The organism is Dietzia sp. DQ11-44 (assembly GCF_014145205.1).
In the GTDB taxonomy this organism is placed as follows: Bacteria; Actinomycetota; Actinomycetes; order Mycobacteriales; family Mycobacteriaceae; genus Dietzia; species Dietzia natronolimnaea.
The window spans coordinates 1-1,022 of sequence record NZ_JAALEC010000631.1; the positions used below are offsets into that span (position 1 = coordinate 1).

Consider the following 1,022-nt stretch of genomic DNA (forward strand, 5'->3'; position numbering starts at 1 on the left):
AGGGGGACGCCGACGACGACGAGGGCGTCCGTCCGCGCGGCCCGGCGGAGCGTGTCGGCCAGATCCGTCGAGACGTGGAAGCCGGCCGCCGTCGCCGCCTCCGCGCCGGGGGTCGAGCGATTCCACCCGAACGCCCGATCCGGGCCCAGGACCCGCAGCAACGAACCGCCGATCAGGCCCGCTCCGAGCACGCACACGTCCGTCACCGCCGCCACCTGACAAGGTTCTCACAGCAGACTACGGTTGGGCCCATGGCCAGCACCTCCGACCGAAACACCCGCGACAGCGACAGCGACGACGACGCCGTCACCGGTTCCGCTCTCGGGGTGTTGCAGGCGGGCGGTTCATGGCAGATCACCAGACTCGATGACACCGCGCTCACCAGTCTCGACGACGCCGCGCGGCAGGTCCGCTCGCTGCGCACCGAGGGGGCGTCGTTCGGCCTCGTCGACGTCGATCACGAGTTCTTCGTGATCCTTCGTCCCGGCCCGTCCGGGATGCGGCTCATGCTCTCCGATGCGACCGCGTCCCTCGACTACGACCTCGCGGCCGACGTGCTCGACGAGCTCAACGTGGAGCTTCCGGACGAGGATCTCGAGGACGCCGACCCCTGGGGCGAGGGCGACATGGCGATCCTCGAGGACGTGGGGTTGCCGCCGGGGGTGCTGGAGATCATCGTGTCCGAGACCGACCTCTACGCCGACGAGCAGCTGCAGTCGCTGGCCGAGCGGATGGGTTTCGGCGAGGAGCTCGAGCGGCACCTGCCCGACTCGTGAGGCGGTCATGCTCGTGAGGCGGTCATCCCTGTGACCGCGCCCATGTCACCGACGTCGCCCCGGTCCGAGGACGAGCGGTTGATACGGCGGGCCCTGGCGGCCGCCGGTGACACCCCCGAGGGTGATGTGCCGGTCGGCGCGCTCGTGGTGGGGCCTGACGGCCGGGAGCTGGCCGTGGCCACCAACCGGCGCGAGGCCGACGGTGACCCCTTCGCCCACGCCGAGATCCTGGCCCTGCGCGAGGCG

At 71.4% G+C, this 1,022-nt stretch carries 2 protein-coding genes and 1 pseudogene; 2 read left to right on the forward strand and 1 reads right to left on the reverse strand.

Going from position 1 to position 1,022, the window contains the following annotated elements:
* Positions 1–206: pseudogene (locus G6018_RS14555) on the reverse strand (prephenate dehydrogenase); the annotation flags it as partial.
* A 45-nt stretch (positions 207–251) separates the two neighbouring features.
* On the opposite strand from G6018_RS14555, the gene G6018_RS14560 reads away from it, so the two are divergent.
* Together G6018_RS14560 and G6018_RS14565 are read left to right on the forward strand one after the other, a co-directional pair.
* Positions 252–776, forward strand: coding sequence for a tRNA adenosine deaminase-associated protein (locus G6018_RS14560; protein WP_095717134.1), 525 nt, complete (start codon positions 252–254; stop codon positions 774–776).
* 42 nt (positions 777–818) lie between these two features.
* A partial coding sequence (locus G6018_RS14565; RefSeq protein WP_182640002.1) for a nucleoside deaminase occupies positions 819–1,022 on the forward strand: 204 nt, incomplete at its 3' end.